Origin of the sequence: Rhodococcus sp. NPDC057529, from assembly GCF_042802055.1 — a bacterium.
Lineage (GTDB): Bacteria > Actinomycetota > Actinomycetes > Mycobacteriales > Mycobacteriaceae > Rhodococcus_F.
The window spans coordinates 1-12,861 of sequence record NZ_JBHVEY010000020.1; the positions used below are offsets into that span (position 1 = coordinate 1).

Here is a 12,861-nt window from a genome sequence, read left to right on the forward strand (position 1 = left end):
TCCGTCACCGGCCCGAGGATTCCCAGGATGTAGCCGTCCAGGAACGTGCCACCGGCCAGCACGACGAACAGCCGGATCATGAACCGTCTCTTGAAAGGGTCCACGACTGACTGGGGTGAGATTTGCGTCTCTAGCATGCTTCTCCTTCAGCGTCAGCGACTCTGCAACCGCCAGGGTGTGATGTATCTAACCATAGGTTGTCATACATCTCGCAAATTATTAAGAGGTTCGCGGAAGTTGCATCGATGAATTGTCAATGGCTGCGCCCCGAGGGTGCGCGCATTCGACCTCCCGCTCACCCATGCGTCCCCTGGCGGCAGTCCGGGGCTCGGAGTGTGATTGTATGTGGTGGAGGCGCTCTTTCCCGCTATCCTCGCACGGTCTCGCGCGCAAGCGGGCGCCCTTGGCGCCCACCTCTTGATGGGGAAAGTCGCACTATTGTTTGTTGTCCTACAGCTGGCCGAAGAGTAGGACCACTTGGTTTCAATGAAGCTTTCGGCGACTGGCCAGTCGCCATTGCAAGGCGCTGGCTCCAAATGCGGGGGGAACCTGCACGAGCGCAGCGCATGTAGGACCATGAAGGGGGAGCGCAGCGCCTGTCCGCTGTCAGTCGACAACGGACAGGCGCGATGGTCCGTTCCGGCTTACGCCGAGGGGGCCGAGGGGCCACCGAGCCGAATAGTTGACATAATCTCCGTTATCGGCTAGGCAAGAATTCCTGTCTTTCAGCGTATTTGGTGCCTGACATCTGCGTACTGCGCGGGCGGCGTCCCGTGTGCCGACCAGCGGTCGACGAATCCTCCCCACGTCGCTTTCAGTCCGTCCCGCTGCGACGGTTGTCGGAGGCGCAGGCAATACTTGTGTGCACCATCAGTCACACAGGTAACAGGAGAACAGTCGCATGCGCCATCGCCCTCGGGCCGCCCTGCTCGCGTTGGGTGCGGTCACCGTGTTCGGCCTGACCGGGTGCTCGGCGATCGCCGACGCGGACCCGGGCACCGGTTCACTCGGCGGCGCGCCGGCCGCCCCGGCACCGGTCTTCGATCCGGGACCGGCGCTGGCGAAGCTCGACACCCTCGCGGTCAAGGGCCGCGCCCCGAAGACCGGATACACCCGGGAGCAGTTCGGGCCGTCCTGGTCCGACGACAACGGTGTCGAGGGCGGCCACAACGGGTGCGACACCCGCAACGACATCCTGCGCCGCGACCTGGTGGACCTGACCTACAAGACCAGCACCCGCGACTGTGTGGTCGCGACCGGCACCCTGCACGACACCTACACCGGCACCACCATCGCGTTCGTCCGCGGGCAGGACACCTCCACCGCGGTCCAGATCGACCACGTGGTCGCCCTGTCGGACGCGTGGCAGAAGGGTGCCCAGCAACTCAGCCCGGAGCAACGCCGCGACCTGGCCAACGACCCCCGCAACCTGCAGGCCGTCGACGGACCCACCAACTCGAAGAAGTCCGATTCCGACGCCGCATCCTGGTTGCCGCCGAACAAGACCTACCGATGCACCTACATCTCCCGGCAGATCGACGTCAAAGCCCTCTACCGGCTGTGGGTGACCCAGGCGGAGAAGGACGCGATGAGCCAGGTCCTGCACTTCTGCTGAGCATTACACGCTGTCCGGATCCGGGCACTGCACTCGGTCGTCACCACAGTGTCAGTGGGGACCCGGCGGCCTCGGCGGCCCGGATCCGGGATTCGATGCGTTCCGGGATCTCCCGGTTGGCCAGACCGACGCGGACGGCCGCCGCGATGGCGCGGGTGCGCCCGGCCGCACCGCGGACATCCGAAAGCGGGCTGGCAAGGTTGCGGCGCCGCAGGTCGTACTCGCTGCGATTGGAGCGATTGGTGCCCAGGAGCAGGTGGTGCGGGTTGACGCAACCGGCGAAGTCACACTGATGGCACAGCACCGCATCGTCGGCGCCGGACCACCCCAGCCGCGGAATGATCCCGTATTCGAGTTGGTACGCGAACAGGTGCGCGGGAACCGTGCCGCGGCGGGACGGACCGGGCAGGCTGGCCGCCCGGAAGGACCCATGACCTGTCGATGACACCCCGCCAAGCCATGCATGGGGCGCATAGGTTTTCGGATCGTCGGTAGCGTTTGGCTTCGAATCGGGCGAGGATGCCGGGGTCGGCGAGCCACGAGCGCCACAGCTTCTCGGGGACGCGGATCGGCTGCGGTGCACCGATCAGAGCCAGCTGTTCGAGTCCAGGTGTGGGAGTGGGGGAGGGCATCCCCGGCAGCGGCGGAGGATTGCCGGTGACGGTGGTCATCGCTTCTTCCCTCCGCCGTTCGTGCTGTTACCGGGGAGGATAGGGGGCGGGTCCGACATGGTTGCTCTGTCGTTTGATCGTCAGATCGTGGGCCGAGTGCGCGAGCTGTGCACGGGCCGATCCCTACCGAGAGCAGTGTGCGGCGTGGCCGGGTCTATTCGGTTCGAGTCTGGTGGAGTTCGTCGAGAACCCGGTCCACAGTGGTGGTCGGAATGCGCAGATCCGGACCTTCCGCATCTCGCAGGTAGGCGCGGACGGCGGCGAGCAGGCGGAGTTCACGCTCGAGATCTCCCGTGGTTCGATCGCTCACCCTGCCCTCCTCCTTTTCAGCACCTCGATCACCACGGGTCGAGCATTCCACAACCGACACCCGATTCCGGGTGGTCAGCGAAGCTCGGCGCGGACCTCGACAGTGACGCGGAACCATCGAGCGAAATAGTTGTCGGTGCTCAGGTCCGAGCGTGTGCGAGGTATTCGACGAACTATCCGGTCAGCCCATTCCACGTCCTGCAATCACCTGCCGGTGAATGGGGCCAGCCCACTCACGGCGAAGCAACTGGCGGAGTTGCGCAACATCGACGTACTGGCCCGGTTCGACTCATCCTCGTAGCCGCCGCGGGCGACAGGGGTCAGGTGATCGATCATCGGGGACAACTCCCAGCACGCGAAGTGTCTCTACAAGAAAGAGATTCGATGCTATCGCCAGGCGAGACTGCGGTGCTGTGGCGCTGTAGCGCTACAACGCCACACCGGCACGCGGCTATGTGAGGGCGTGACTTTTCAGGGCTGCGAGGATGTCCTGAACCCGGTCCTTCGCGTCACCGACGAGCATCTGGGTGTTGTCCCGGGAGAACAGGGGATTCTGCAGGCCCGCGTAACCGGTGGCCATGGATCGCTTGAACACGACGACGTCGGTGGACTCCCAGACACGAAGCACCGGCATGCCGGCGATCGGGCTGGACGGGTCTTCGGCGGCGGCTGGGTTCACGGTGTCGTTGGCCCCGGATGACGAGCACGTCGTCCGTCTCGGCGGCGCGGCTCGACAGGACCGGTACATCCTCGTGAGACGACCACGTCATGATGGTCCGTTCTGGCTTACTCCGTGGTGGCAGAGGGGCTACCGGGCCGAATACTGGTAAGCCTGCGTATTCGACGCCTGCTATTCGCGCCCGACCGACCGCTTCTGGATCAGCCGGTGGACGAGCCGCTGTGGACGAGGGCCACCGTCTGGGGGTGTTGGGTGCGGGATCGTCGGCGGTCGGTGACGAACTGTGCGGTGTAGATCGCCGCGACGATCGTCAGGATGGTGGTGGGCAGGATGAGTGCGGCGGTCAGGCTGATCTTGAGTAGCAGTGCGCCGGCGAGTGCGCCGAGCAGCATGGAGGTCACGGCCGCCAGGCGCCGCCGGGTGGCTTCGCTGGACGCTCCGCCCCAGAATTTCCCGGCCTCACTGAACAGTAGTGAGAGAGTGGAGGTGATGACCACGGTGGAGATGTCGGTGACGCCGACCCTGCGGGCGGCGATGGCCTGGAATCCCATCAGCAATCCGATCGCGAAGGTCGCCGAGTGCAGCAGCGTGCCGGCGATCGGGGTGCCGACCAGGAGTCCGGTAACGATGGCCATGCCGGCGGCACAGAGTCCGAATACCGGCGCGACCAGGCGGTCGGGAGCCGCAGACTTCGGGTGCCGGCGGGCGAGCAGGCCCAGCAGCCAGGAACCGGTGACGAAGCCGCCGAGGGCCATCGCCGGGCCGATGAATGAGTGCACGCCTTCTCCGGCGATCGACAGTGCGATGAGGATGACGTTGCCGGTCATGTTGGCTCCGAAGACGCCGTCCATCCCGAGGTAGGTGGCGGCGTCGAGGGCGCCGGTGCCGAAGGAGACCGCTGTCATGGTCCACAGTGCCAGGTTCGGGCGCCGCATCACGCCGGTTCCTGTTCTGCTCGTGTCAGGCCGTCGGAGCGGGGATCGGACCCGACCCGGAACGAGTCGTCCGCCGGGTCACGTCGCACCACCTGCAGGTGTCCCACAGAATCATCGAGTGTCTGAAGCATTTTCAGGTGGAAGCCGGCCTCGCTGAGATCGAACACGGCGGGGGCGGGGACGCCGCGTTCGAGCGAGATCGTCGATGCTTCGTCGGGTGCGGCCGCCCCGGCCTCCATCTGCCCGACGATCCAGCGGGGACGGGCGGTGGCCGCTTCCGGTGTCATACCGAGCGCCAGGTTGAGCGCGAGGTGGGTGTGGACCTGCGGCTGGGCGCGCCCGCCCATCGTGCCGTGCGCCCCGACCAGGTTGCCGTCGTGTCTCACGAGCACCGGCATCAGGGTGTGCGGTGGTCGGCGGCCCGGGCCGAGCTGGTTCGCGGACGCGGGTTCGAGGCTGAACGACGCCCCCCGATTGTGCAGCAGGATCCCCGTTTCCGGGTCCAGGACGCAGGAGCCGAATGCGTGGAATGCGCTCTGGATCAACGAGACCCAGTTTCCCTCGGTGTCGGCGGTGACGATGGCGACGGTGTCGCCGGAACGGCGCGCGTAGGTCCGGGACTGCGAGGCCGCCGCGGGTGCGCGTTCACCGAGCCCGAACTCGGCCAGCGCCTCGATGGCGTCGTCGCCGAGCAGTTCGGCGACCGGGACGGCCGCATCGTCGGGGTCGCCGAGGAGGCGGTCACGGTCGGCGGCGGTCCGGGTGAGGATCCGGGCCACGATCGAGGCGTCCTGCCCGATGGGGTCGGGGATGCGGCCGAGCCGGCGGGCCACGATGTCGAGGGCCGAGAGTCCCTGGAGGAAGAAGGTGCCCTGGCTGTTGCCGCCCGAGCTCAGATACTCGGCGCCGGCGAAGTATGTGGCGCAGGGGTGCTCGATCGACGGCAGGTGCTGGCGAAGGTCGTCGGTGGTGAGGTCGGAACCGAGTCTGCGCAGGGTGTCGATGACGCTGGCGCCGACGGGGCCCCGGTAGAACTCCGTGGTGCCCCGGTCGGCGATCGCGGTCAGGGTGTCGGCCAGCCGCGGCAGATCCATGGTCTGGCCCTCGCTCAGCAGGGTGCCGTCGGGGAAGAAGACGTGGCGGGCGCCGTCGTCCTGGGCGAGGAGTGCTTGTTCGCGGACCAGGTCGCGGTGCACTCCGGGGGCAACGGCGACTCCTGTGGCCGCGGCTGCGGCGGCGGGGCGGAGGGCGTCGCCGAGACTGCGGCGGCCCCACCGGTCGGCGAGGGATTCCCAGGCGCTGAGCGCGCCGGGAACGGTGACGCTCTTGGCGCCGGTGACGGGGACGAATCCGTCCGGGCCGACATAGTCCGCCGGGTCCAGCTCCCTCGCCGACCGGCCGGATCCGTTGACGACCTCGACATGACCGTCCGGTGTGCCGACCATGGCGATGGCGTCGCCGCCGATGCTGCACTGGTTGGGGTAGACGACGGTGAGCATGGCGGCGGCGGCGAGGGCCGCGTCGATGGCGTTGCCGCCGTCGGCGAACGCCTGGTGCGCCGCGGCGGTGGCGTCGGTGTGGGGGGTCGCGGCCGCACCGGCGGCGAGGGGGTCAGACATCGAGTTCTTTTCTTTCTGCTATGGGATGTCGGAGGTCCATCGGCCGACGCCGATGTTGTCGACGATCTCCTGGATGTGTCCGGTCATCGCGGCGCCCGCACCGGCGGCGTCGTGGGCGCGGATGGCCTCGTAGATGCGCCGGTGGGCGGCCACGGATCGTTCGATGCGGGTGGTGGTCTGTAGTGCCGACTGCCGCGACGGTGCCATCCATTCGTTGGTGATGTCCATCAGTCGCGAGAGCATGGGGTTGTGGGTGAGTTGGGCGATGATGACATGGAATTCCACGTCCAGCCGGATCAGCAGCTCGACCGACGGTTCCGGTTGCCGCAGTTCGCGTTCGGCCAGTTCGACCGGGCGGAGCAGGGTGACCAGTTCGCCTTCGAGGGCGCGCCCCGCCGCTCGGGCGGCGATAGGCGGTTCGATCACGGCCCGCAGGTCCATCACCTCGCGGAGCGCCCGGTGCGAGGAGTCCATCACACCGAGCATCCCGGCGTGCAGTTCCGGTCTGACTTGCGCCTCGACGATGGTGCCGCGGCCCGGTTTGCGGCTGATCAACCCCCGCAACTCGAGATCCCGTAACGCTTCGCGCACCGAGGTCCGGGAGATCCCCACGCTCTCGGCGAGTTCCCGCTCGTTCGGCAGTTTCGCGCCGGGTTCGAGCTCACCGTCGGTGATCATGCGAATCAACCGCTCGCTCAACCGCTCCGACAGTGAGCCGCTCGGCATCGCGAGGTTCTCCCAGGACGTCACGTCAGCCTCCCGCTAGTGTGATGGTCCGACCAAGCTACCAATACGGGCAGCCGCGATACCGTCGAGGCGCTCCGCCGCGCGGGGTCAGTCGTCGATCTCGACGGTCACCCAGTTCTCGAAGCTGCTGCCACCGGCCAGGCTCATCACGCCGATGGTGGCACGCCCACCCAGGCCGGCCTCGGGGCCGAAGACCTCCACGAACAGATCCGTCGCACCGGACGACACCTTGTGCACCTCGGTGAAGTCCGGGGTGGAGGTCACGAAACACAACGAGCGGATGATGCCCTTGACCCGGTCGAGTGAGCCGAGCGCAAATCGGATGCCGCCCAGGCAGTTCAACGCGGTCAGGCGCGCGGCCTGATAACCCTCGGCCACGGTGAGGTTCTCGCCCAGCCGGCCCGGGTAGCGCACGGTGCCGTCGGTGGTGTCCGGGGTGTGTCCGCTCAGATACAACACGTTGCCGACGATGTGGTGCGGCTTCATGCTCCCGTACGTGTCGGCGCCGTAGTACCCGCCGGTGCCGTAGTTCGGAATCTCCAACCCGAGTTCTCGGGCCCGGTCTTCGTAGTTCTTCGTCATCGTGCTCATTGTTGCGTCTTTCCGTGGAATGGGCGCCGCGCCGACGGCATTAGTATGATGGTCCAACCAAGTTGTGAAAAGCGTCCCACGTCACATCCCCGACGTCAACCCGCCTGGCCTCTGCGCGGCGTCTGCGCAGATCAGGCAGGTTCCGGACCCATTGAGCCTCTGACCGATGGTGCGTCGAGACGGGCACCGGAGGTGGCGCTGTCGTGGTGCGCTCGGGGCTGCCACGACCCTTCCGGCGACGGGCATCACCGTTCGATGGATGTAAGAACGAACCCTTGACATGTTCCGAAAACTCGGCCTAGCGTTCACCTCTCAGGGATCGAAACGCCGAACGATTCCTTCCAACCAAGCCCCCAGAATCTCAACACCGGGTGCCAGACGTGCATGGTCCGTGCCGTCCAGCCACTGAACCCCGGTTGCTGCTTGGAAGGAATCGCAATGCTGGCTGTAGGCCGCAATTTGACGCCACTCGAGGTCAGTTTCACCGATGATCCGCAGGTCGTGAAGGACGCCGCGACCGAGGACTACACCACCCACGTCGTTCCCCACTCCTGGCGCAGCAGCAAGAAATCGCTGTCGATGTCCTGGTACTCACTGGTCAGCGGCATGTTCTACCTGGTCACCGCCGCCACCCTCGCCGCCGTCGTCGGCACCACGAACACCCTGATCGGCATCGTGCTCGCCTGCGCGGTGTTCGGCCTGTTCGGGTCGATCATTTCCCGCTACGCCACCCGGACCGGGCTCACCGTCGCCCTGATCTCCCAACGCCTCTTCGGCGCCTCCGGCTCCATCGTCGCGCCCCTCATCCTGGCCGCGACCTCGATCTATTACGCGGTCTTCGAAAGCTCGATGATCGCGCACGCATTTCACGCCTACCTCGGGTTCCTCGACATCCGAATCTGGTACGCCATCGCGGTCACGATGAACCTGCCCCTGGTGATGGGCAGCATCCGCCGCTGGATGGACAAATACAACGCCGCCCTGTTGCCGATCTACTGGGCCGGGCTGATCCTCGTCGTCGTCCTCATCGCCCGCGGCAACGACACCACCGGATGGCTCGCCCACGCCCCGAACACCTCACTCGACCTTGCCGCACCGGGCTGGCTCTACGCGTTCTTCGTCTACCTCGGCGTCCTCGTGCTGATGATGTTCACGATGGACTTCGCCCGGTTCGGCAAACCTCAGGACGCCCGCGCCAACGGGGTCGTCGTCTTCGGGCCGGTGTTCTACCTGTTCGTCTACCTCGCCAACGGGCTGATCGGCATCTTCATCGCCTACGCCGCCGGTCTGTCCGGCGAGGTGTCGTCCACCGCCATCGTCGACACCATGGTCGCCCTGCTCGGCGGCTGGGGCCTGCTCCTGGTCTGGGTCACCCAGGCCCGCATCAACACCGCCAACTTCTACGAGGCCTCCACCAACTTCGAGGCCCTGTGGACCCGGCTGTTCCGCACCCGCCTGCCCCGGGTTGCCGCCGTTCTGATCTGCGGTGCCATCACCTACCTGTTCATGCTCACCGATGTGCTCAGCTATCTGCTGGTCGCGCTCGCCTGGCAGGGCGCCTTCATCGCCGCGTGGGTTGCCATCCTGCTCGTCCACATCGCACGCAACCGCCACGGCGACCGCCACGACATGCCCGAATTCCGTCCCGGCCGGCTCGCCAACTTCGGCGCCGGAGCCTGGATCTGGTTCGCCAGCGCCCTCATCGGGATCGTCCTGTACCAGTACAGCGGCAGTATCGGCGCCACCTGGTCGACACCGATCACGTTCGTCCTCGCCGGCGCCGCCTACGCGGCAGCCTTCAGCCTGCAGACACGCAGCGTCCTGCTCCGTCGAGCAGCGGACCCCCGCGACGAGGTCACCGACGTCTGGGAAGCCCGGATCAAGTGCCATGCCTGCGGTCACAGCTACATCGCGATCGAAATGGACCGCGACCCGAGTGTGCCCGGGTCCCCGGCGATCTGCACTGCCTGCGCCGGTCTGAGCCGCACCTACCGCAAGGCCTGCCTCGCCGAGCACACCGCCACATCGAGCACCGCTCCGGCCGCACCGTGACCACCCGAATGCCTCCGCGCACGCACTCGTCGGGCGTTCTCTGCACATTGATGGAAGAAGATCAGCGATGACAATGGACGAAACGGTCCAGGCACCAGTTGCTCCGGGGGACCCGATGGCGCCACGAGCGACCTTGACCGCGCACCCTCGCGGGCTGGTCACCCTGGCGGGCACGGAACTGTGGGAACGATTCAGCTTCTACGGATTGCAGGTCATCCTCGCCTACTACCTGTACTACTCACTCACCGACGGTGGGCTCGGCCTCGATGTCGGTGTGGCCGTCGGTGTCGCCGGGTCCTACGGGGGTGCCGTCTACGTTTCGCAGATGGTCGGTGCCTGGATCGCTGATCGACTGGTCGCCGCTCGTACGGTCGTTCTGTACTCGGCGATGTTGATCATGCTCGGTCACCTGGTCCTGGCGCTGGTGCCGGCGGTCGCCGGGGTGGCGGTGGGGTTGATCTTGATCGTGGCCGGTACCGGTGGGCTGAAGGTCAACGTCACCACCATGGTGGGCATGCTCTACTCGGACGAGGACCCCCGGCGTGATTCCGGCTATTCGCTCTACTACATGGGTATTTCCCTGGGTGCGTTCCTCGGTCCCCTGCTGACCGGAGTGCTGCAGAGTTCGGCCGGTTTCCACATCGCCTTCGGGGCGGCGGCCGTGGGGATGCTGCTCGGTGTGACCCAGTACGTTGCCGGCTACAAGAACCTGCCGGACGCAACGCGCACGGTGCCGAACCCGCTGCCCCGCTCCCGGCGAGCGCCTACCGCCGCGGTGGCGGGCATGGCCATCGCCGCGATCGCGGTCGCCGGCTTCACCGGCGTGCTCAACCTGGACAACATCAGCGCCGTCCTCACCGTCGTCATCGTCGTCGCCAGCCTCGCCTACTTTGCGATGCTCTTGACCTCGCACAAGACCGTGGGCAAAGAACGGCAACGGGTCGTCGCCTACATCCCGATGTTCCTGAGCAGTCTGCTCTTCTGGACCCTGCTGTTTCAGCTGTTCACCACCCTCGCGGTATACATGGACACGCGCGTCGATCTGACCGTGGGCTCGGTGACGATGCCCGCCGCCTTGATCATCACCCTTGAAGGCCTGTTCGCGACCGTGCTCGCACCGCTCTACGCACTCATCTGGACCAAACTCGGTGACCGGCAACCCAGCCCCGGCACGAAGGTGGTCGCGGGGATCGCTCTGCTGGCCGCCGCGATGGCAATCTTCGCCGCTATGGCCGGCACCGGCGGACCGACGAACTCGGTGATCATCGCTCTCGCCGTAATGGTCCTGTTCGCCGCCGGTGAAATCGCCGTCGTCCCCTCGGTACTGTCAGCCACCGCCCAACTGGCCCCTCAGGCACACAAGGCGGAAATGACGGCACTGTACTTCCTCACCATGGCCGGCGGATCGACCCTCGCTGGCCTGCTCGCCCAAACATACAATCCGGCACACGAATTCACCTTCTTCGGAGGAACCGCCCTCCTTGCGGTCCTCGCCGCCGGCGTCCTCTACGGCAGCTATCGAACCCTGATGGCACGAGCACACTGACCGACTTCCTTCCCTGGGTACCTGGTTGGCGGGCCGACGGGTGGTCCCTGTTTGTCCGCTGTCAGTGGAGGTGGCATACGCGAATTGGGGGAATGCCCCCTGCGTTGACGGGAATCGAGACGTTGTCGGTCAGATTCGACGGCAAAGTTGCCAGCACGCCGGACCTGTTCGCGGCAGCGTTTCAAACGCACGTGCCCCAGTTTCGCAAGGCGTGCCGAATGTCAAATTGCCTGACTAAGCGCCAAACCGTATTGTGCCGCATACCTTGTCAATAATGCCAACTGTCCTGTCAGCGGACAGTGGAGGTGCTCGCACCTGTCCGTTCCGGGTTGAGTTGGCATGAGTGACCTCGCGATATGCCAACAATTCTCGGACACGGCCGCGATATCCAGTCCGGATGAAGATGGCATTTCCGTAGAGCTCGACACACTGCAGGGAGGCACTGGATGGCCGCACGCACCAGGTATTCGGCCGCCGAATTGCCACCTTGAACCGGACCGGTGACGCCGTGCCGCACGATGCCAGGTTCAACCGGAAAGCTGCCAACAAAACCCGGACCGGACAGCACCGTTCGCAGGCGGATAGTGCGGGGAGGGCTCCGAGCGGCCAGGTTTACATAAGGTAGATTATCGGCCGAACAAGAATTTCTGTCTGCCAGCGTATTTGGCAGGACGTTCCCGGCGACTTCCAGTGGTAGCGGGCAGCCGCTGGTGCACGAGGTCGACGGTGTTCTCGATGAGCCACGCCGCTCGCATGAGAAGCAGCTCCGGCACCCAGCCGGTGGGGGAGGTCGCCTTCGTGGTCTCTGGTCATTACGCCGATAGTGGAGATCAGCGCTACGGCGCTATCGCTGCCACGAGCTCGTTGGAATCCTTGTCGGCGCCGGTGAGGGTGGCTTCCGGTCAGGGCGGCGATCGTCGCACCGAAGGTGGCCAGCGGAATTGCGGTGGTGCGGAGCAGTGGCAGGAGGTCGGCGTCGGGCACCTCATCTTTGATTACGGAACGGATTACTCGCAAGACCTAATTGTGGGACTGACTGACGCAGTACATCATTCGGTCCAGTTGCGGACTATGAACCGAGACCGGCCGGACCCGCGTGCTGCACGCACGCACGTATCGGATGCGAGCGAGCACGACGCAAGGGTGCGGGGGAATCCGCAAAGTCGCCCAACCAGACCTGTCCATTCGCCTGCAGCGATGCCACTGCGGAACCGTTCGACTACGCGACGGTGTGGCCGGCGACCTCCTTCATCTGTGGTGCGCCGAACGCTGGCGCCCTTGTCGGCGAAACCCGCCGACGCCGCCGAGGTCCACTACCAGTGGGTGGACTGTGTCCACCGGGAACCGGCTGCTCGATCCGTGCCGCGCCGAGGGATCAGTCCGGGGCGTCATCGCCGGTGTCGGTAGGCGTCGTGTCGGCCCGCTCGGCTGCGTTGCCGGGCACATCCTGCGCTTCGTGTTCAGCGGCGACGCGTTCTTCGAGGTCGTCCACCAGTTCGGACAGTTCACGGTCGCGTTCGGTCGGTGCGATCGTCTCGTTGGTTGAGCTCTCGTGTGCGGGGTGCGAATGTTCCTGGTCTGGGTCGGTCCGGGCTTCACGGCCGTCGAACTCTGTCCCCATGTCATCGCCTCCTCTGTGGTTGTCCGCGACTGTACGGCTCCGCACCGGACCCGTCAGCGGCGCTGGTTGTATCGCTGTCACCCCCGATCGTGAACCGCAGGAGGCGCAAGCTCCAATACAGGCGAGAGACGCACTCGGCGATCGGGAAACCCATGCCCGGATCAGTTACCCCGGCGAGCGTGCCGAGCGATGACACGGCAGACCACCTCGAGGTTCGGAGCGCTACTCGGACTGATCGTGCCCCACCACCATGCCTTCCGTCCGAGCCGGGTCGACCTGTTCATCGAGTGCGAGGTCCCGATCTACCGGGTCTGACCACGGCAGAATGCCGGCCGTCGTAGGTCCGGCGCCGCGCAAACATTGACCAGCCAGGAATTCCTTCGGGCAGATTCGATGTTGAAACTACAGACAAGGCGAGAGAACGCCCCGAATGCACTCCTCACGAGGGAGTGCATCTCCACCGATCCGACCGGATC

The 12,861-nt window shown here is 65.9% G+C and carries 10 protein-coding genes and 2 pseudogenes; 4 read left to right on the forward strand and 8 right to left on the reverse strand.

Annotation, left to right across the window (positions count from 1 at the left end):
- The first annotated feature begins 901 nt into the window (after positions 1 to 901).
- Positions 902 to 1,615 carry an HNH endonuclease family protein gene (locus tag ACFU5V_RS31465; RefSeq protein WP_378703800.1) on the forward strand — a complete coding sequence of 238 codons (714 nt, stop codon included), beginning with the start codon at positions 902 to 904 and terminating at the stop codon, positions 1,613 to 1,615.
- 40 nt (positions 1,616 to 1,655) lie between these two features.
- Here ACFU5V_RS31465 and ACFU5V_RS31470 read toward each other — a convergent pair.
- The 7 genes and pseudogenes from ACFU5V_RS31470 to ACFU5V_RS31500 form a co-directional block, all read right to left on the reverse strand.
- Positions 1,656 to 2,286 (reverse strand): annotated as a pseudogene (locus ACFU5V_RS31470) (hypothetical protein).
- A gap of 154 nt (positions 2,287 to 2,440) precedes the next feature.
- Positions 2,441 to 2,596 carry a hypothetical protein gene (locus tag ACFU5V_RS31475; RefSeq protein WP_378703802.1) on the reverse strand — a complete coding sequence of 52 codons (156 nt, stop codon included), beginning with the start codon at positions 2,594 to 2,596 and terminating at the stop codon, positions 2,441 to 2,443.
- Between the two features lie 450 nt (positions 2,597 to 3,046).
- A pseudogene (locus ACFU5V_RS31480) lies at positions 3,047 to 3,311 on the reverse strand (NAD(P)(+) transhydrogenase (Re/Si-specific) subunit beta); the annotation flags it as partial.
- 163 nt (positions 3,312 to 3,474) lie between these two features.
- On the reverse strand, positions 3,475 to 4,209 hold the full coding sequence (locus ACFU5V_RS31485) for a YoaK family protein (RefSeq protein WP_378704017.1): 735 nt from the start codon (positions 4,207 to 4,209) through the stop codon (positions 3,475 to 3,477).
- Complete coding sequence (locus tag ACFU5V_RS31490; protein WP_378703803.1) at positions 4,209 to 5,828, reverse strand: gamma-glutamyltransferase family protein; 1,620 nt, start codon at positions 5,826 to 5,828, stop codon at positions 4,209 to 4,211. The genes ACFU5V_RS31485 and ACFU5V_RS31490 overlap by 1 nt, the downstream gene beginning before the upstream one ends.
- A gap of 18 nt (positions 5,829 to 5,846) precedes the next feature.
- Complete coding sequence (locus ACFU5V_RS31495; protein ID WP_378703805.1) at positions 5,847 to 6,578, reverse strand: FadR/GntR family transcriptional regulator; 732 nt, start codon at positions 6,576 to 6,578, stop codon at positions 5,847 to 5,849.
- An 84-nt stretch (positions 6,579 to 6,662) separates the two neighbouring features.
- Positions 6,663 to 7,157: a RidA family protein gene (locus ACFU5V_RS31500; RefSeq protein WP_378703807.1), complete on the reverse strand. Its 495-nt coding sequence runs from the start codon at positions 7,155 to 7,157 to the stop codon at positions 6,663 to 6,665.
- A gap of 447 nt (positions 7,158 to 7,604) precedes the next feature.
- On the opposite strand from ACFU5V_RS31500, the gene ACFU5V_RS31505 reads away from it, so the two are divergent.
- Together ACFU5V_RS31505 and ACFU5V_RS31510 are read left to right on the forward strand one after the other, a co-directional pair.
- Entirely contained in the window at positions 7,605 to 9,218 is a 1,614-nt protein-coding gene (locus ACFU5V_RS31505) for a purine-cytosine permease family protein (protein WP_378703809.1), read from the forward strand.
- A 133-nt stretch (positions 9,219 to 9,351) separates the two neighbouring features.
- Positions 9,352 to 10,764: a peptide MFS transporter gene (locus ACFU5V_RS31510; protein ID WP_378703811.1), complete on the forward strand. Its 1,413-nt coding sequence runs from the start codon at positions 9,352 to 9,354 to the stop codon at positions 10,762 to 10,764.
- Positions 10,765 to 12,139: 1,375 nt separating this feature from the next.
- Here the strand turns inward: ACFU5V_RS31510 and ACFU5V_RS31515 are convergent.
- Complete coding sequence (locus ACFU5V_RS31515; RefSeq protein WP_378703813.1) at positions 12,140 to 12,385, reverse strand: hypothetical protein; 246 nt, start codon at positions 12,383 to 12,385, stop codon at positions 12,140 to 12,142.
- A gap of 189 nt (positions 12,386 to 12,574) precedes the next feature.
- Between ACFU5V_RS31515 and ACFU5V_RS31520 the strand changes: the two genes are divergently transcribed.
- Positions 12,575 to 12,700, forward strand: coding sequence for a hypothetical protein (locus tag ACFU5V_RS31520; protein WP_378703814.1), 126 nt, complete (start codon positions 12,575 to 12,577; stop codon positions 12,698 to 12,700).
- Positions 12,701 to 12,861: the final 161 nt, after the last annotated feature.

Coding starts and splice junctions, on each gene's coding strand:
- ACFU5V_RS31465 (WP_378703800.1), top strand. CDS start 902: ATGCGCCATCGCCCTCGGGCCGCCCTGCTCGCGTTGGGTGCGGTCACC.
- ACFU5V_RS31485 (WP_378704017.1), bottom strand. CDS start 4,209: ATGCGGCGCCCGAACCTGGCACTGTGGACCATGACAGCGGTCTCCTTC.
- ACFU5V_RS31490 (WP_378703803.1), bottom strand. CDS start 5,828: ATGTCTGACCCCCTCGCCGCCGGTGCGGCCGCGACCCCCCACACCGAC.
- ACFU5V_RS31500 (WP_378703807.1), bottom strand. CDS start 7,157: ATGACGAAGAACTACGAAGACCGGGCCCGAGAACTCGGGTTGGAGATT.
- ACFU5V_RS31505 (WP_378703809.1), top strand. CDS start 7,605: ATGCTGGCTGTAGGCCGCAATTTGACGCCACTCGAGGTCAGTTTCACC.
- ACFU5V_RS31515 (WP_378703813.1), bottom strand. CDS start 12,385: ATGGGGACAGAGTTCGACGGCCGTGAAGCCCGGACCGACCCAGACCAG.
- ACFU5V_RS31520 (WP_378703814.1), top strand. CDS start 12,575: ATGACACGGCAGACCACCTCGAGGTTCGGAGCGCTACTCGGACTGATC.